The sequence below is a fragment of the Bradyrhizobium jicamae genome, assembly GCF_001440395.1.
GTDB lineage: Bacteria > Pseudomonadota > Alphaproteobacteria > Rhizobiales > Xanthobacteraceae > Bradyrhizobium > Bradyrhizobium jicamae.
Genome location: NZ_LLXZ01000152.1, coordinates 68,479 through 86,917, shown reverse-complemented (window position 1 = coordinate 86,917; position 18,439 = coordinate 68,479). Strand labels below are relative to the sequence as shown.

Below are 18,439 nucleotides of genomic sequence, written 5' to 3'. Positions count from 1 at the left end.
TTTAGACGGACATATCGGAATTCTTTTCCAATTGCACCGTAATTTCTTTTAGCCATTTCTGGCTGCGCTGCTTCAAACGATAGACGTCCTCGACCGGACAACCCATCAGCCGCGCAATGCCACGTGCCGGCAACGGCTCATTGGCCGAAAATACAATCTGAAGGTACAGCCGTTCATCGGAAGGAAGCTTTTCCGCTGCCGCAGTGATGGCGGCGACGAGGGTTGCGCGACGCTCTTCCTCCTCAAAGAGCAGCAACCGGTCCTCGGGCGTTGGCGATGAATCCGCGATCGAAATACTTCCGCCTTCGCCAAGCAATGCGTCGAGCGAGACGGCCTCGGTCGCAGGCTGTGTGCGCTCCAGCTTCACGATGCCGGTAAGGCGCGCGATCGACTCGGCGATGTCGGCAGCCGTCGGATCTTGCGTCAGTTTGCCGCGTAGTGCAGCGGCAAGCCGATCGACGTCCAACGGACATCCCTCCCACACCACAGCCGTATAAATCGCCTGGTCGAGCGGTGGCGAACGGAGAATCGCCGCCGGCATACGCCGCCGAGGCGTTTCGCGCCGCACGAGATCGATCAAGATGCGATCGACCACCGTCAGAATATAGCCCGGGAAGCTGCCGCGCCCCCCGTAAGAGCGGATACGATGGAAATCATTCTCGATCAGCTTGAGGCATACTTCCTGATACGCGTCCTCGCGGCCGGCTCTACCAAGTTTGCTCGGTAATTGTTTGGCGATTCGGCTGCGAATGTCGGCCTCGAAGTAGCGCGAGAATCGCTCCCACGCCTCGCGCGGCGTTTTGCTGAATTGCCCCGCCAGTTGGTCGGCGAGAACATCGCGAGCGACAAGCGACAGATAAGTCGTAATCCGTGAACGCCCGTCGAACCCCCGCAGCCGCGCATAATCGTCAGCCTTCAGTGACGCCACGATGTGAAGGAATGCAGCCTCCGCGTCGGCTCCATCGCCTACCAGCTTCACGACGATCGACCACAGCGTCGTCGAGATGTGTTCGAGGAATCTGCTCGCTGCGCCGACCTCACCGGAGAGGACGGCATTGACGAGCGCGTGCTCAAAGTTGCCACTCAGCGGCGGCGCAACCTGCATTTCGGAGGAGACCGTCCGTTCGGCGACCGCACTGGCACGGTCGGCATCGTCGTCATCTGGCTTGGCCTTTTTTGGGACCAACAGATTCTGGACCAACAGGCTGGGCGACCACATGACCTCTCTCCTGACAAACAGTCGAGCTACCGAACGACAGTTGAACAGCCAGAGACTGCGGCCTTCCCAAGTTGGCCCTTTTTGTCGCCAAACAACTGGTTTTTGTCGCCGCACAAGTGGTCTTCCAATCTGGCGAGATTATGAATTGCAACAATGCAGCGGACGTTGAGACTGCAGATGAATGATGCGTGGCCGGTCCAGAACTAGGACTCCACGTGCGGCGCAGACGACATCGGCCCGCCGTTCTGCCCCGATATTGCACCAAGTTTGTCACAACTATGCGCCCACAAATACGACAAGCCGCGTTGCGACGATCGCCGGGTCTACGGACCCATTGAAACTGCAGACTTATCGCGGTCGGCATCAGCAGCGATGCGCGCAGAGGATCGGCAACACGATCCCAGGGCTCGATACAACCAGGATTTGAACTTTATAATTTCTCCCTGTGATTGCACTCTTTGCCTGGTGTGACCAAGGCGTCACGGTCGGCAAAAATCAGCAATCGTCCGTCTTACGAGTTGAATACGCACTGCCCAATTCATGGCGATCTTCATCGGTCAAGCACGGCGCCGCGGTCACTGGTCCTGGGCACACAGGCTGACTGCTGTGCGTCGGGCGACTGGCTTCGCTCAGATGGGGCGCGGCGATGCGAGCGGATGCTGCGCGGCGTTATGCCCGATCGTTCGGCGTCGATTTCCGCTCACTCGGGAAACCATCGTCCGGAATCACAATCCGTTCGATTATTCAACGACTTCGAGGCGCATTTTTAAAATGCGCGCTCAACGCTCACGGAGAGCGCGGCTCATCTGATCGGTGAACGGCTTCGCCAGATAGGAGGCTACTGTTCTTTCCTGGGTTGAAACAAACACTTCTGCCGGCATGCCGGGGACCAACCGCATGCCATTGACTTTCGCAGTTGCTTCCTCGGATGGAAGCAGATTGACGTATGCAATGTAATGTTCCTGGCCGTTGGTGGGATCGCGCGCCGAGGCCGGAGAAACCATGACGACGGTCCCCTTCATCTCCGGCGTCGTATTGCGGTTGAACGCGGTGAGGCGAATTCGGGCAGGCTGCCCTTCCCTCACCTGATCGATGTCAGCAGGTGAGATCCTGATCTCAAATTTCAGTTCAGCATTCTGGGGAACAATAGTCGCGATCTTCGCCGCGGGGGTAATGACGCCGCCGACGGTGTGAACAAAAAGCTCATTGACGTAGCCCGAAACCGGAGCCCGGATTTCGGTGCGCGACAGGCGATCCTCGATCGCTAACCTTCGTTCGCTGAGTTCGGCAATACGGGCGTCCACAGTCCGAAGCTCGCGCTGGGCTTCCGTACTGGCATTCTGGTCTATCGCGATGATCTGGACCCTGATTTCACTGGCGCGGACCTTGGCGCGGGCAATTCCGGCGGAAATCTCACCGTGTTCTCCGAGTATCCGCGCCCAGTCACGATGTGCCGAATACACTCGGGTATACTCGACGATTTTCTTCTCGTAGAGAGAGTCGAGCTTCTCGCGCTCCGCACCTACCAGTTTGATCTCGTGCTCCTTGGCAGCAAGTCGTGCCTCCATTCCCTTTATCTCTTCCAGGGTCTGGCTGATGCTGAGTTCCAGTTGCTCCTTCTGGCTGTCTCTCCCCAGCTTGTTACCTGCAAACAGGCGCTTCTCTCCGTGGATCACGACGTCCGCGGCGTTTGACACACGTCCGAGGTCGGCCGGAAACTCAATCAGAGAGAGGTTGTCACGCTCTGCCATCAGGCGCGCCTGGCGGCCCAAGGCTTCACCCAACTGCGACCTGACGATAAGGAGTTCTGCCTTGACTTGAACGTCGTCCAGCGCTGCCAGGACCTGTCCCTCCCGAACGAGATCGCCTTGGCGAACGGAAAGCGCTTTCACAATACCACCATCCCGGTGTTGGACCTCTTTCAGGTTCTGGTCCACTTTTACGGTCCCGGCGGCCACGACCGCGCCTTCCAACCTCGCAATTACCGCCCATCCGCCACATCCGATCACCAACAGGACTGCAAGCCCCAGACCACTGAGTATTCTTGGCCAAAGCCGGAAGGACCGCTCGGTGGCGGCGCTCGACGGTGACGCGACAGCAAACGCTTTCCGATCATAATGCTTCATGGCCGACTTCCTTGATCGCCTCAGCTGACGGCGACGGTAAACTGAAGATGATGATGTCCGACGAGTTCTATTGTGAAGAACTCATTGGTGTCGGGCCTGTCGTGGACATCCACGAACGTCCTCTTGTCGTCTTCGATCTCCTCAAACCGGAAGCGCACCGGTCTCCTGTCTCCACCCGTCGAGAGGTAGATATCTTCAAACATGTCGGAGATTGCCTCCTGGAGGTCATCGTCCTGGAGGGAACTGATCTCGAAGGTCGCAGCTACAATCTTGTCCCCGACCGTAAAATCGGTGATCTTGCCAACTGTCATCGGCTGCTGACAGTCGCCCTCGCCGCCAAACTCGAAAGTGTCGTCGCCAGCACCGCCAGTCATCGAGACCCAAGTTGAACCAGCGACGATATGGTCGTCGCCCGACCCGGTAATGACTTTCTCGAAGGCTGCAATCAGATCGTACCCGACATCGACACCGTCGGCGCGGCCTCTTCCAAGGTCGACCGTAACGCTGATGGTCGCGGTCGAGTAGTCGAGCGTGTCCGTTCCAGTGCCTCCGTCATAGCAGTCATTGGTCGCGTCCGCGGCTGCTACGACATGATCGTCACCATCGTTAGCGGAAATCGTGTCACATCCCGCGCCATCGGAAACAGTATCGTTTCCGAGACCGCCTTCGAGGGTGTCATCCCCCTCGCCGCCGCTTATGCTCACGCCAGCCGTTGTCGACGACGCGATGATCGTGTCGTCGCCGCTTCCGCCGATAATCTCCTCGAATCCTGAAATCACATCTTGACCGGTCTCCTGACCCACGGCGATCCCGTTTCCTAGATCAGCGTTAATGGTCTTCGTGGCCGCGGAGTAGTCGAGAATGTCCGTCCCGGTGCCACCCTCGTAAGTGTCGGCGGCGGCGTCGACGGCTGCTACGACATGGTCGTCCCCGGTGCCGCCATAGGCCGCGTCACTGCCTGTTCCGTCAGCCAGCACATCGTTGCCGTCACCTCCCACCAGGAGATCGCTACCGGCTCCTCCCATTACTACGTCGGTCCCGGCGCCTCCGGCGAGATGATCATCGCCATCTCCACCATCAAGCGTGTCATTGCCCGCATCGCCTTGAACGGTATCGTTGCCGGCGCCAGCCAGCAGGATATCCGCTCCCGTACCACCCGAAATGAGATCGTCGCCGTCCTCACCCTCGATGATGTCGTCCCCTTCTTCACCATGCAAATGGTCGTTGCCGGAGCCACCGAAAACGATGTCGTTCCCTGCGCCTGCGAACACCACGTCGTTGCCGGCTCCAGCGTGAACGACGTCGTTGCCTGCCCCCGCAATGATGTGGTCGTCACCCGCTCCGCCGATGATCACATCATGGCCTCCGCGGGCGTCGATATTGTCATCGCCGGCCCGACCATCGATCGTTTCACCGCAGTGCGAGCCGAGGAGATTGTCGTCTCCGGCGGTCCCGATAATCGGAGGCGACTCGACGACATTGAAATAAGCTGTCTGCAGAACGAATGCCTTGCCGTCGCTGATCGTGTAGGCCAACCTGACTTCCCCGAGCACGCCCTCGTGACGCGCGAATATCCAGCCGCTGCCGTCCTCGGCAGGAGTCAGTGTCCCGGAGGATGACGTGAGGTTGGCTATGGCAAGCTTGTCGCCATCCGGATCGGTGGCGCCGGCCAACAGGGCGGCCATGGAAATGAACAATACCTGGCAACCTACCAGGTCCTGCAGCTGCACCGGCCCGTTGGTTCGCGGCGCCCTGTTGCGAATTGGATCAGTGGGCGGTGTGATGGGTGGATCAGGGGTGCGGGGCGACGGTGGCTTGTCGCCACCACCGCCGCCTCCGCCCCCTCCGCCTCCTCCGCCGCCTCCGGGAGCGCTACTCTGAGAACCTGATGGAGTCGGAGTACGATCGTCAGAGCCGGTTCTGCGCGTATCGCCGATCGGCCCGGTAGCAGCACGCAGCGGGGTTGGCTTCGCGGGTTCAATAACAGCAGAACCGATAGCTGGTTCGCTGCGATCGTCGTAAGCCATCCGGATCGGGACTACATTGTCGGACGACGCCTTGATGTTGCTCTTCGATTCCGCAGCTGCCTCTTCCTCGGTGGCGGCGTGGACTTCCTCATTCGATCTGGGCTCGTCTTGATCTCCATCATCGCGCTTGTCGGACTGTTGCCCTTCCTGGGTTTCCATCTTGACCGGCATGAAGCTCTTCAAGTACGCGGCGCACCCCGTCAGAAGAAGCAGAAAAGCAAGAGGCAGGAATCTTCCCTTCTTCTGATCAGATTCGACATAGTCCTCGCGCTTTGGCTGGCCTTGCGAATGCGAAGTGGGCTTGAATGCTTTGGCCGTGATCATGCCGGCCTCCTTGCTTGCGTTTGGAGTTCGCCTGGCCCTGTTCGCGCTACGGACTGCTGCGATGCTGCCGGCTGCTGCAGTCCGGCCGGCGTCATGATATCCTGCTTCTTGCCAAACGCGGCCATGCGGCCATTCTGTACGATCGCAACGAGATCCACCGCGACGAGTGCGCTCGGACGGTGCGCGATAACAATCGCGACGCCCCCTCGCGCCCTGATACCTTCAATCGCGCGAGTGAGAGCTTCTTCTCCCTCGCCATCGAGGTTGGAGTTGGGCTCGTCCATGACGACAATGAAAGGATTCCCGTACAGCGCACGCGCCAGCGCAATACGCTGCCGCTGACCCGCCGAGAGGGCTGTACCCTGCGGGCCGAGCTGGGTTCGGTATCCGTCCGGCATTCTCAGAATCATGTCGTGAACACCGGCCGCCTTCGCCGCCTCGATGACTTTCCTGGAGTCCGGATTGGGCTCGAAGCGGCAGATGTTGTCTTCGATCGTCGCATCCATCAGGCTGACTTCCTGGGGGAGATAGCCGACGTGCTTTCCGATTTCGTCCTCGCGCCATTGAATTAGATCAGCGCCATCCATACGGATGCTGCCGCGCAGCACCGGCCAGATGCCGGTAAGAGCACGCACAAGGCTCGTCTTCCCGCCGGCGCTGGGTCCTATGATTCCGAGCGCCTGGCCGGCTTCCAGATCGAAGGCAACATCGCTGAGGATGATCTGTCCGGACCCCGGCACCGCGACCGTAATCTTCTCCACGCTCAACCGCTGTTCCGGCGCGGGCAACTTCATCGGAGTTTCGGCGGCCGCAAGCGCAACGACCGTATCGCGAAGCCGTTGGTAAGCCATACGCGCCGCAACAAATGGTTTCCAGTTGCCGATCGCCAGATCCACGGGCGCAAGCGCGCGAGCGGAGGCCACCGAGCATGCGATAATGGCACCGGCGGTGAGTTCGCCCTTAATTGTGAGATACGCACCGAGACCGAGCACCGCCGATTGCAGCAGCATGCGAAGCACGCGCGACACGGCGGCGAATGTCCCTGTGATGTCGTTGGCCCTGGTCTGCAACTCCAGATGTTCGCGATTGGCATCATTAAAGCGTTCCACGGCACGCCCCGCAAAGCCCATCGCCTTCAGGATCTCCGCGCTACGTGCGTTGCTATCAGCAATCGTATTGCGCACCATCGCCGCCTTCCGCGTGGAAAGGCTGAGCCGTTTCGTCAATATCTCGCTAACGACGGTCAGGACCGTCAGCACGAACGCGCCCGCGAACGTCAACGCACCGAGAGCCGGGTGCAGAAAATAGATAAAGGCCAGATAGATCGGCATCCATGGCAGATCGAAAAGCGCGGCCGGCCCCTGACTGCCGAGAAAACCGCGGACCGTGTCGACGTCCCGTCCGCGTTCAAGGGCTTCGGACGTCGAGAAACCGAAACGCGGCATGTCGATCGCCACCCGATGCGCCAAGGGCGCCACCTTTCGGTCGAGCCGCGCGCCGACCCGCACCAGCACCTGGGAGCGAATGACATCGAAGCCGCCCTGGAAGATATACAGGGCTATGACCAGACTTGAGAGCACGAGAAGCGTGGGAATGCTGCCGCTGGTCAGCGCCCGGTCGTAAATCTGCATCATGTACAGGGAGCCGGTCAACGCCAGTACGTTGATCGCCCCCGAGATGAGAAACAGGAAGAGCACGATGCCACGGAAGCCGCGCGTCAGCTCGGCAAGGTTGCGGCGCTTTGCGGGAGACAGCTCTTTTGAATTGGCCATGTAATGCGCCCTGCAGAAACTCGGAGAGGGAAGCAATTGCACGGGAGGCAGACGCATCTGCCTCCCGCGGTATTCCGGGCGTTCAGAGACCGAGATTCGCGTTGGTCAGATTGTGATGACCTGCAATCTCGACCGTGAACTCGGCATCAGCGTCGCCATCGATGTTGCCCTGGACAACCGTGAAGTCGCCGTCGACACGCGTTTCAAGCGTCACTGAGAGTTGCCCTGCCGCAGTGAAGGCACCGGAGACCAGCGAGAAGCTTTGGTCGCCGGTAGAACCCACGTTGGCATCGATGGCCGTCAGATCGACGCGGTCACCAGCCTCGAAAGTGAGAATGGTGTCGCCGTCGGCCGCGGAAGCCGATGTGAACTTGTAGGTATCGTTGCCAGCACCGCCATTCATCACGTTCACCGCGCTGCTTGCGGTGATGGTGTCGTTGCCGGAACCGGTATTGACGTTCTCGATTCCCCAGATCGTGTCGTTACCCGTCTGGGAACTCGACGCGGCGCCGTTTGACAACGGGCCGGTTCCGAGGTTGACGGTGACGTTTGCACTCGCCGCCGACATGTCGAGCGTGTCGACGCCGGCACCACCGTCGCTGTCATCGCCGAAGTAGACATCGTTGCCATCGCCGACCTCGGCCACGATCAGATCGTCGCCGGCGCCGCCGAACACCGAGTCGTCACCTGCCCCGGCATTGATGAGGTCGTTTCCTGCATCGCCGAAGATGCGGTCAGCTCCGGCATCGCCGTAGATGATATCAGCGTGGCCGCCGCCGAACACCTGGTCATCGCCGGCGCCGGCGAAGATCACGTCGCGTCCGTCGCCGCCGCTGACGAAGTCGGCGCCCTCACCGGCCGAGATCGCATCGGCACCGTCCTCGCCCGTGACAACGTCGTCTCCCGCAAAGGCGACGATATTGTCAGGTCCCACCGTTCCGGTGAGCACGTCCGCCGAGGGCGTACCCATCCGGACCACCCCTACCGCGGATGCCGGCGGCATGGGTCCACCGGTCGTGGCATCATCATCGTCGTCACCGCCGCAGTCGTCGTTATCGTCGTCGTGGCCGGTGTCGTCGTCTTCATCCTCCTCATCATCGTCGCCGACCTGTGGCAGGCCGTCGGGAGCCGTGAAGGTCACGGAGTGTGTGCCGTTGGTCATGGTGCTCACACCATTCGCATCGGTCGTTGTGGTGTAGTCCGCGGCGGTCGCGCCATCGGGCAGTTCGATCACATCCTGGGGACGCAAGGTCCCGATGATGGTGTCATTGCCGCCGTTCGACCTGAAGACGATGCGGTGCGCTGACCCGAGCGACGAGATATCGACCGTGTCGTTGCCGGCGTCACCATCGATCGTGATGGTGTTGGGACGCAGGCTCGTGCCGGAGAAGTCGCCGATGATCTGGAAGGTATCGCCAGCTCCTGCTCCGCCACTGGCACCCGAAGGGTCGATGCCGTTGATACGGATTTCTTCGATCTCGCTCAGCTCGGCGATGATCGAGCCTACGGTGGTACCGTTCCGCGTCACGACGATTTCCGTCGCCGCATTCAGCGCTGCCCCCGCGTTCACAGCCAGGAATTCAGCGCGGGTATAGATGCGGAAGGCTTCGCCGGAGGCGTTGCCGTTGATGACGAAGGTGTCGCCGGCACCGCCTTCCGTGCCGCCATTGACCACGTCACGACCGTCTGTCGGCGCCAAGGAATTGGCACTCCAGATGATCGTATCGTCGCCGGCGTCACCGTTGATCGTGTCCACACCGGCGTTGAGGCCCGGAGCCGTCACGCTGATATTGACGTTGTCGATGTAGAGGTTCTCGTTGTCTTCGAAGTTGCCGACCGCCGTGAAGCGGATCTGCGAGTGGGCCGCCGTGAGGTTTGCACTGAAGTTCAGGCTCGCGCCGTTGCTGTCACCGCCCAAGGTACCGAGGTTGACCCAGGTAGTTCCGTTGAACGCTTCGACGACAACCGTCTCACCCGCGTCAAGGTCATCGGGCTCGTAGGTGAAGGTCAGCTGCGCTGCGGTTGCTCCGGCCAGGCTGAACGAACGCTGGATGGACTCGCCACCGTCGGTGCCTTGCTCAAAGCGGAGGCGGCCACCGGTGATGTCGATGTCGCCGGCCGTTGGACTGCTCGTGCCGTCATTGGTTTCGGTCCACCCACCGGTGAACGCGACCGAGCCATTGTTGTTGGTGTAGGACGTCGACCCGAACTCATCGCGGAAGTTGCCGGTGTTCGCACCGATGCCGCCCGACAGGGTGTCGTTCCCGTCACCCCCGTTCAGGATATCCGTACCTTCGCCACCGTTGACGACGTCGTTGCCGCCGGCAGCGTTGACCGTGTCGTTGCCACCGTTGGCATTGATGAGTTCAGCCGCAGCCGTCCCGTTCGTCGTCTGGCCGGTTTCGGCACCATTGATGACGATTGCCGGACCAGTCGCCAGCGTGAAGTCGTTAACGTCGATCTGCGCGTTGGTGACATTGTTGATACGGATGGTGCCGATCGCGTTACCAGCCGCGTCGCTGATGGTGAGAAGTGTGTTGGTCGCTCCGCCGATCGTCGACTCTGCAACACGGGTATTAAGGTTGGCGGCCGTGATCCCAAGAGCGCTGAGATCGATCTTGTCTTGGTTGGTAGCAGCACCACCATCAAAATCGAAGCTGTTGATGGTATCGTTGCCGAAGTTGGTCGAGTTGTAGACAATGGTATTGAAGCCACCGCCCACATCGATAATGTCGTCGCCTTCACCGCCGATGACGGTATCGTTGCCGTCACCACCGTTCAGCGTGTCGACACCGCTGCCGCCATCGAGCAGGTCGTTGCCGCCGTTGCCCGAGATGGTATCGATACCGGCGCCACCGAACAGCTGGTTGCCGTTGTTATTGCCGATGATCGTGTTGCCGAGCGCATTGCCGGTGCCATTGATGGCATCACCACCGGTAAGTGTCAGGTTCTCAATATTCGCTCCGAGAGCATAAGTTATTGAGGATTCGACTCGGTCTGTGCCACCGGTCGCAAGGTCGGCATTGGTTTCCGTGACCGTGTCGCCGGCATCGTCGACGTCATAAACATCATTGCCGTCGCCGCCCGTCATCGCGTCGGCCCCGGCACCACCTTCGAGTTGGTCATTGCCGATTCCGCCGTTGAGCGTGTCGTTATCGTCGCCGCCGTTCAGCGTATCGTTGCCGTCGCCGCCGAGGAGGCTGTCGGCGCCGAGCCCGCCATTCAGCGTGTCATTGCCGGCGAGGCCGCTCAGGGTGTCGTCGAGATCGCCGCCGCTGATCGTATTGTTGAGGGCGTTGCCCGTGCCGACGAAGGGATCGGCGTCGACGCCCGTGTACTCCAGGTTCTCGACATTATCGATGAGCTCGAGGGAGAAGGCAGCGAGATCCGTCTCCACCTGGTCGGTACCGGCGTTCAAGGCTTCGACGATGATGTCCTCGACGTCGGTCATGATGTAGACGTCGCTGCCGGCGCCACCCACCAGGGTGTCGAGGCCAACGTTGCCGTCCAGCTCGTCGTTGCCGGCGCCGCCGACGAGGAGGTCGTCGCCGTCACCACCGTCAAGCGCGTCGTCGTCGTCGTGACCGAACAGCAGATCGTTGCCCGTATTGCCGGTCAGCGTGTCTTCGCCGGTAGTGCCGACGAGGACCGTGTTCACCAGCGGCGTGTTTGCCGTCCGCGGGTTCGAGTCGTCTGTGCTCAGGGCATAGTCACCCTCGAGCAGGTATCCATAGACCGTGGCGCCATTGAAGTTGACCGCTTCGACAGCCTCGCCCGCCGTGTCGAAGTGATCGGTCACGGTGATGCGGTCGGTCGCCCCGCCGTTCAGCGAGATCACCAGGTCGTCGTTGCCGCCGCCTGTCGTGATCTCGTTGAAGTTGAGGTCGGTCAACGCACCGGAGATCGAGATGCGGTCGTTTCCGCTGGTCTCGTTGATGACATCCGCCCCATCGCCGATCGCGAAGACGTAGGTGTCGTCACCGGCACCGCCGTTCAGCGTATCGACGCCGGCATTGAGCGTCGGACTGGTGAAGTTGATCACGAGGTTGTCGATATTGACGACCTCGGCCGTGTTGTTGATGGCGCTCGCAACGAAACGGATCGCAGCAGCGGGGAACGGACCCGTAGCGTCGAACGTATAGTTCTGCGACGCGCCGTCTCCCGTGATCGTCGCGATGTTCACCCAGGTGGTACCGTCGGACGTGAACTCGGCGAGTACGGACTCGCCGGCATCAAGCCCATCGGGATTCGCGGAGAAAGTGATCGTCGCCGCAGTGGCGCCGACGAGGTTCACCGCGCGGGTGATGGTGGCTCCGTCGGAGGTCGCGCCACCAACGATACGCAGGGTATTGTTGCCGTCATCGATGCGGATCTGGCCAGTGGTGACGCCACCGCTGTCGTTCGCCTCGACCCAATCCGGATCCCAGGCTGCGGTACCGGTCGAGTTGCCAAAGCTGTTGTTGTCAAAATTGTCGGCATAGGTGGCCTGCTGGCTACCCAAACCGCCAACCAGGATGTCGTTTCCGTTATTGCCGTTCAACGTGTCGGCACCGGCGAAGCCCAGGATCAAGTCGTCCTGCGGCGTTCCGTTGAGGGTGTCGTTGTTCGGCGTCCCGACGATGATATTCAGCGAACCGTCGAGGAACTCGACCCTCTCCATGTTCCGGAGCTTGTCCGATCCATCGAGCGAGTCTTCGATCGCATGGGTAACCTGGATCGTGCCGTCGGCATTGCCGGCAAAGACGTACTCCGCGCGGTTGCCCTGATACTTGGCCGTATCGATGTCGCCGGTTCCGTTTGCGGTCTCGATCGTGCGCACGATCTCGAGCTGGCCCGGGTTGATGTCACCGTTGAACATGCGGGCCGCGAGCTCTGTCATGCTGTTGACACGCTCAAGAATCCCACCCGTGGGAAGTCCGGTGACGGGGTCCACTCCCGCATGAATGGCGATCTCCACGTTCAGCCACTTGTCGCCGTCGATGATATCATCACCGCCACGGCCCATGATCGTGTCGCTGCCGTCGCCGCCGAGGATAATTTCGCCGGCGCTGTAGACGTTCGCATTGGCAGCGAGCGCGTCGAACTGCGCCAACGTCAGACCGAGGACCTCGCGCAGGCCTTGGATCCGCGCGATGCCTTCCTTCGTGAGGAAGCTGCCGCGATAACCCTCAGTGCCGCCCTGCGCGAACGGAAGGCGCTCTTCCGCGGTCACGTCGGAGCCGGTCAAAGTGTCGTTGAAGCTCGAACCCGACAGGCCCTCCACCGCTTCGTAGGCGTCTTGCGTTCCAAACTGAGGCGGCTGCGGATTTTCGTCGAAGACGATCCCTCGCGTGAAGTCGGCATCAGCCGCGAACGTGTTGTCCTTGTAGGTTACCCAGTCGAAGCCGGACATACCGACCATCTTGCCGCGGCCAAGACTGCCAACCATGATGTCATCGCCGCCTTCGGCGATGAACTCGTCGAAGCCGCCGTCGCCCAGGAACACGTCATGTCCGTCGATGCCGTCTTGGGCATAGATTTCGTCGAAGTTGTCGCCTGGAGCGCCGTCGAAGGTACCGGTTTCGATCCAATCATCGCCTTCATTGCCCAGGATGCGTTCGGCGTTCTTGTGGCCGTAGATGAAGTCGTTGCCTTCGCCGGCGAATACTTCCGAACCCATGTCGGTGCCGAGGAAGATGAAGTCCTGGCCCTTGCCGCCCATGACCAGGTCGAGGCCCGGCCCGGCATGGACCACGTCATTGCCGTCTCCGGCCTTGATGTTGTCGTCGCCGCCGCTGTCCTTGATGATATCGTCACCGGCGCCACCGTTGATGATGTCGTTGCCGAAGCCACCCTCGAGCCGATCGTTGCCGCCGTCACCGAACAGCGTGTCGTCGCCAATGCTGGCGATGAGGGTATCGGCCTGTGCGGTGCCTCCGAGCAGGACGTGATCGGCACCGGTGTAGCGCAGGTAGTTGGCCTCCGGGCCCGCCGTGGCGGGATTGTCTCGCAACACGAGCGGAGTGATCAAACTCGTTCCGGTCGGGTCGGTGCTTTCGAGAGTTCCGTCCCCGTCTAGGTCGTTAAACTGCTTGGTTGGGTCCACTTCGAGGATCAGATTCGGGGTTGAGAACACGTCCGACGGCAGATGCGTCGCATCGGTGTTCCGCATGATCATCGCGGCGAAGGAGTTGTTCTCCATCTCGCCAAACAGATGCAGGCCGTCGAGGCGCTGCAGGTAGTAGAAGCGATCGCCGTTCTGCAGCTTCTCCATTTGCACTTCGAAGACGAAGTTGAACGTCGAGCCCAGCGAGCCGCCGAACGGCATGATCTCTTCCGCCAGGCCGCCAATCCAGAGATCGACGTTCTCGAGGCCGCCAAGCGAACCGCCGGCGTAGGCGCCCGTCGCGTTGAGGAAGGCGAGTCGGTCAGCATGGAATGCAGCCAACTCGACAGGATCTGTCGGAAGCACGAAGCTGCCGAATGCGGTCCCGGTGATGAGTGTCAATGCGGCGTCGCGCTTTTCCTCAAGGGTATCGGCACCCGTTATCAGCGAATGCGTCCCGTAAGCGGCGACAAAGTTGATGATCGACGCCTCGTGCTTGAGGTGGGCGGCGAAGTCGGCCCAGCTCTCGTAGGGCTTGAGCAGCACATCCTGGTTGGTCGCGTCGTAGAATTCGCGACGGGCGGCGTTCAGGGAGGGTACGCCGGTGTCGCGGCCGCGCGCCAGGTTGATGGTTGCGAGGTCGAGCGGCAAGCCGAGCAGATTGTTGCGCAGTGCGGTCGTTACGAACTCGTCGATCTCGTTACCCACCTGACGGGTCATACCGCGGATGATGGCACCGGCGGCGATGTCGTCGGTGATGGCGTGATTGTTGTCGAACTGGATCGGGTTGAGGAAGCCCTCGATCAGGCCGATATGGCTTTCGGCGAATGCCGGGCTGAAGCGGTCGATCGACTCCGTCAGCATGGAGTGCCCAAAGCGATAGACCACGTGGGCGAACTCGGCCACGATCGACGGATTGATCGTCGAATCGAACCCGTCCGGAACCACGAACACGTTGATGTTCGGCTGAATCTTGCGAGCGAACTCCTCGAACACCAGGTGCTGATACTGCATCTCGGTGCCGAACTTGGCAGCCTGGAACAATCGTTCGCCGTCCCACACAAGGTTGGTTACCTGGGCCGGTGTCGGCAGGGCGAGAAGATCGTCCACGAGCCATTCGTTGATGAACGCAAGATCGTTGGTCGCGAGCACCTGTTCCTTCGTGTGCTCGACAAGGCGGTTATGCTCGGCATGGAACACATGATGCACCGCCGTCAGGCCGATGTTTTCGTTCACACGACCATCGCCGGCGATGAAATGAGCGTCGAGCAGTTCGTTGTCGTATTCGGTATCACCATTGCCCGGGTTGCCCAGTCCGATCGTGATGTCGCCATCGGCGATCTTGCCAACGGGCACCGCCTCGTGAGCGATGTCGGCGAGGAAGGCATGGCTCGTGCGGATTGCGCCGGTCGTGAAGACTCCTTGGGGGACGCCAAAGCTGTCGGGATTTGCGTTCGGATCGCCTTCGCGAACGATGTCGTCGATCGTGTTGGGAATGCCGTCGGGGCCAATTCCAATGATCAGTTGCGGAAAGCCGTTATCCCCGGGAATGAAGTTGCCGTATGCATCCGTCCGAAGTAGCGGCACGCTGCCGACGTCATTGTCGGTCAGGTTGATGCCGAGCACCGTCCTGGCTTGCTCCTTGACTTCAGCCCACGTCGCCATGCCGCCGTTCTCGCCCTCGATGAGCTTGCCCGTGGCGACCGGATCGCCGGCTGCGTTGAGCACGTACTGGCGCAAGAACACCTGGTGCGATGGATGCGAGGTATAGGTCTGGTTCTGGTCGACATAGGAGGTCGTGGTGTTCACCGGCCTGACATCGTCGGACGTATTCATCACGCCGTCAGGTCCGGCCGAAACCGTAGCGCGGGTCAGAACCATGAAGTTTGTGTGGCTGCCCTGGACATAGAGCGGATCATCCGGCTGTAGCGGGATGAACACGGTGCCGCTGCCGCCCTTGTTGACGAGGTCGAGACCGTGATCGAAGAACTGGCCGAACAGCGTGAACCACGAATTGAAAGGCGCCGAAAGACCTTCGTCGGGCGCGACGTTCGGCAGATGGACGTTGTCGCCATCCATCGCGATGCCGAAGGGCTCAAGCGCGGTATTGCGCACCGCGCGCGCCTCGTCCAGTGCCGTCACCGTTGCCGCATGGTCCGCAGTCGCGGCGGTCCAAGCGTCGATCGCCGCCTGCTCTTCGGCGGACGGGGGCGTGAGGGGATCGCCGTCACCGAGTTCTTCGGCGGCCGCCTTGGCATTCTGCATGACCACGCGCGCCTGATATTCCGCGTCCCACGCGGGCTTGAAAACCTGGTAGATCGCAGTGACCTGCGGGAGATCGGCCATTGGATTCTCAGAACCCGCGCGCTCCAGCGCCGTCAGGATGGCGGCGGGGTTACCCAGCGTCTGGTCGACGAGCAGGTTGGATATGGTGCGCAGGCTCGAGTCGAAGACGAGCGAGTTGGGATTGTTCGAGGGGTTATAGTTGAGCGCTGTCGGCATTGCGGGAGCCGGGCCCATGGGCCCGTCCGGATCGAAGAGGGTGCCGTCGGCCGGCCTGTAGGCAGGATTCAGCAGACTTGGGAACTGACTGTCGCCCGCGCCCCACCTCTCCTGCCCGGCGATCAGGTGGTTGTAGGTGCCGTCGACGGTGCGCAGGCCCAGGGACAGGTTGTAGGCCGGCACAAGGCCGTTCGTTCCGAACAGCGGCTGACCGGCTGCATGTGCCTCCGCAATCTTGATCTGTGCCAGAATGAATTCCAGATCGCTCTTGATGTAGACAACCATGACACCCTCACCCGTTGGACCAGACCGCAGCGGCGGCCAGGCGGTTGAAACCGACATTGATCAATTGAATGGAACTGATGCGCGGGCCTTGGGCGACAACGGCGCCCGAAAGGCCGCGGCGGCCCTGACGATGGGTCAAACTCGATATCGTCTCGTAGTTGGGACAACTCATCCAGCCCGGCCGCCTCTTGACTACCGACACCGACGCCTTGACGCACTCGGCATCCAGGCCCGCTCTACGATGTCATCTGAGAATTTTCGGAAGACGCCGATAAGGGGACAAGGTCCCAAGAAACGCGAGTATCAAGGTCCTAAGCCTGGCGAGGATGAAGGTCCCGGCAGTAGTTAGGACCAAGGTCCCGAGCAATCCGTGCGGTGATGCCGCTTGGTTCATTGAGGGCGCGTGCCGTTAGCGTTAACGGGGCCCAAAGTGACACGGACGCTGTTCACGTCGTCTGATGTGCTATACGTTGGAACACTGAAGACGATCTATTCGACGAACTTCTTAGATCGCTCGGGGATTTTCAAACGCTGCTCCTCGCGTTGCGCAAGGACACGTAACAATGGTTTGGCCGCCCGGCACGATCGGCTCGAGGACAACCTTCGGCCTTGTTCATCAATTTGTTCTGGCTGCTGCCGCAACGATAGCTGTTTCAATGGGATTGCTTGCGTTTGCAATCTCGCAACGCATCGAAACCAGCATGATGCAAACAGCCGCCGAAGAAGGCGCTCTTTTCACTGAGCTCTTTCTCAGCCCGGCGGCGCAAGACCTGGTCACTTCCCGGCGCCTGCCGCCAGAGAATGCGAAAAGGCTGGACGATCTGCTTGCCGGAATGCTTGGCGAACGGCTGGTGTTAGTCAAGCTCTGGTTGCCCGACGCCACGCTCGTGTACTCGACCAGCAAGAAAGGCATCGGCGATCGCTTCCCCTCGCGTCATATCGATGCAGCGGTAGCAGGCAAGGCGACGGCCGAGTTCGATTATCTGCACGAGGCCGAAAATGCCAATCACAAACATCTGCAGGTTCCGCTCGTCGAAATCTACGCCCCTCTGTTTCGTTCGGGAACCCGGGAAGTCATTGCCGTAGGCGAAATCTACAGTGATGGCCGGAGACTTGCTGCCGACCTGGCTTCGATCAGGTTTACGTCCGTCGGGATCGTTGGCGCGGCAACTGCACCGATGATGCTGATACTATTCTTTATGGTCCGTCGTGCTTCAAAACTGGTCAACGAGTATCAGTCAAGCCTCATGCAGAACGTGGTCGAGGCTACGAACCTCGCTGCGCAGAATGACAGGCTACGCCGCGTGGCGGACAATGCCCGACTGGAGGCGGCGAGTTCCAACGAAAACCTTCTTGCCAGGATTGGACAGGATCTGCACGACGGCCCGATCCAACTTGTCAGCCTCTTGATGCTCAAGCTGACGGACCCGACGGCCAAGAAGTCGGATCCATCTGGATTCACTCATGCTCATGATCCAACCATTGAACCTCTGACAAAACGGATATTGGCCGAACTCCGCAATATCTCCACCGGCCTTGTACTGCCTGAGCTTGATGGATTGTCGCCCAATCAACTCTTGCTGCTGGCCGTTAAGAATCATGAGGAAGCGACGGGAACAACGGTTTGCTGTCAAATTGGTGACCTGCCCGCAGACCTTTCACCGCTGATAACAATTTGCCTGTACCGGATCGTGCAGGAAGGGCTGAACAATGCATTCCACCATGCAAAGGCAAAAGGACAGCGCGTGGAGGTTGTTGCAGATCCTCAATCGATCTTGATCACAGTAAGTGATAGCGGCCCGGGGGCCGTCGACAAGGATCACGAACACAGGCGCAGCAGGAGAGGCCTCGGCATCGCGGGTCTACGAAATCGCGTGGAAGCGCTCAAAGGCACCTTCGAATTTGTTTTGCAGCGCGGCATCGGAACGCAAATCCGAGCCACGATCCCGATCGCCCACGCACGGAAATAGATCATCGATCGAGGGTAGTGTCGATCTCAAGTTGCACATTTTTCCTTGAAGCGAGTTGGCTCGCGCGGCTTCCGACGAGCTTGGGCGTAAAGGTTAAAATCTACGGGATTCTACGGGTTTAGTAATTCA

Annotated in this window: 6 protein-coding genes; 1 reads left to right on the top strand and 5 read right to left on the bottom strand. The window is 60.4% G+C overall.

Going from position 1 to position 18,439, the window contains the following annotated elements; genetic code table 11:
* Nucleotide 1: 1 nt before the first annotated feature.
* From CQ12_RS24685 to CQ12_RS45215, 5 genes are all read right to left on the bottom strand, one after another.
* Nucleotides 2-1,219, bottom strand: a complete 1,218-nt coding sequence (locus tag CQ12_RS24685; RefSeq protein WP_057837901.1) for a sigma-70 family RNA polymerase sigma factor — start codon at nt 1,217-1,219, stop codon at nt 2-4.
* 779 nt (nt 1,220-1,998) lie between these two features.
* Entirely contained in the window at nt 1,999-3,345 is a 1,347-nt protein-coding gene (locus tag CQ12_RS24680; RefSeq protein WP_057837900.1) for an HlyD family type I secretion periplasmic adaptor subunit, read from the bottom strand.
* A gap of 20 nt (nt 3,346-3,365) precedes the next feature.
* The gene (locus CQ12_RS47275) at nt 3,366-5,696 is read right to left on the bottom strand and encodes a calcium-binding protein (RefSeq protein WP_057837899.1); all 2,331 of its coding nucleotides are present in this window, start codon (nt 5,694-5,696) and stop codon (nt 3,366-3,368) included.
* On the bottom strand, nt 5,693-7,468 hold the full coding sequence (locus CQ12_RS24670) for a type I secretion system permease/ATPase (RefSeq protein WP_057837898.1): 1,776 nt from the start codon (nt 7,466-7,468) through the stop codon (nt 5,693-5,695). The genes CQ12_RS47275 and CQ12_RS24670 overlap by 4 nt, the downstream gene beginning before the upstream one ends.
* An 82-nt stretch (nt 7,469-7,550) precedes the next feature.
* Nucleotides 7,551-16,340 carry a peroxidase family protein gene (locus tag CQ12_RS45215; RefSeq protein ID WP_057837897.1) on the bottom strand — a complete coding sequence of 2,930 codons (8,790 nt, stop codon included), beginning with the start codon at nt 16,338-16,340 and terminating at the stop codon, nt 7,551-7,553.
* 563 nt (nt 16,341-16,903) lie between these two features.
* Between CQ12_RS45215 and CQ12_RS24660 the strand changes: the two genes are divergently transcribed.
* Nucleotides 16,904-18,310 carry a sensor histidine kinase gene (locus CQ12_RS24660; RefSeq protein ID WP_063799804.1) on the top strand — a complete coding sequence of 469 codons (1,407 nt, stop codon included), beginning with the start codon at nt 16,904-16,906 and terminating at the stop codon, nt 18,308-18,310.
* The last annotated feature ends 129 nt before the right edge of the window (nt 18,311-18,439 follow it).

Coding starts and splice junctions, on each gene's coding strand:
- CQ12_RS24685 (WP_057837901.1), bottom strand. CDS start 1,219: ATGTGGTCGCCCAGCCTGTTGGTCCAGAATCTGTTGGTCCCAAAAAAG.
- CQ12_RS24680 (WP_057837900.1), bottom strand. CDS start 3,345: ATGAAGCATTATGATCGGAAAGCGTTTGCTGTCGCGTCACCGTCGAGC.
- CQ12_RS47275 (WP_057837899.1), bottom strand. CDS start 5,696: ATGATCACGGCCAAAGCATTCAAGCCCACTTCGCATTCGCAAGGCCAG.
- CQ12_RS24670 (WP_057837898.1), bottom strand. CDS start 7,468: ATGGCCAATTCAAAAGAGCTGTCTCCCGCAAAGCGCCGCAACCTTGCC.
- CQ12_RS45215 (WP_057837897.1), bottom strand. CDS start 16,340: ATGGTTGTCTACATCAAGAGCGATCTGGAATTCATTCTGGCACAGATC.
- CQ12_RS24660 (WP_063799804.1), top strand. CDS start 16,904: ATGGTTTGGCCGCCCGGCACGATCGGCTCGAGGACAACCTTCGGCCTT.